Genomic DNA, 248 nt, shown 5'->3' on the forward strand with positions numbered 1-248 from the left:
TCCGGCAGCGAGCCAAAGACGTCGTGGTGGCTCATGGCGACCTTCAGCGACCGGTGCATCCGCTCGTGGCGGGCGTTCTGCCCCGGACAGCCCGGCGCGGTTCTTTCCGGCTGTATCCCCCGTTTTATCAGCCACACGCTCAGCTGCGTCAGCGCGAGGATGCCCGGCGCAACGAAGGGCGAGCCGTTGTCGGTGCGGATAACGTCGGGCAGCCCGCCTTCCAGGAAGGCCCTTTCCATGCAGCCGCG

Annotated in this window: 1 pseudogene; it reads right to left on the minus strand. The window is 67.7% G+C overall.

Annotated features, from left to right (window positions below):
* Window positions 1–248, minus strand: a pseudogene (locus tag CBW22_RS25805) (DDE-type integrase/transposase/recombinase); the annotation flags it as partial.

This window comes from Pantoea sp. VS1 (assembly GCF_002207995.1).
Classification (GTDB): domain Bacteria; phylum Pseudomonadota; class Gammaproteobacteria; order Enterobacterales; family Enterobacteriaceae; genus Pantoea; species Pantoea dispersa.